We start from the raw sequence: 249 nt of genomic DNA, 5'->3' as shown, positions 1-249 counted from the left end.
CGAGATCTACACTCGACTAGTCGTCGGCAGCGTCAGATGTGTATAAGAGACAGGTGCGGGTCGTTGTACATCTCTGCCGGTGTTGCGATCTGTATGATCTCGCCTTCCTTCATGATGGCGATGCGGTCGCACATGCTCATGGCCTCTACCTGATCGTGGGTGACCAGGATTGCTGTGATGCCCGCCTCGCGCTGGATGCGGCGGATTTCCGAGCGCATCTCCAGCCGGAGCTTTGCATCGAGATTGGCG

At 57.8% G+C, this 249-nt stretch carries 1 pseudogene; it reads right to left on the bottom strand.

The window, feature by feature from the left end:
* Positions 1–41: 41 nt before the first annotated feature.
* Positions 42–249, bottom strand: a pseudogene (locus tag ACPYOJ_RS36175) (ABC transporter ATP-binding protein); the annotation flags it as partial.

This window comes from Rhizobium sp. SVR5-9E (assembly GCF_056755095.1).
The sequence above is the reverse complement of the archived record's forward strand: the minus strand, read 5'-3'. Positions and strand labels throughout refer to the sequence as shown.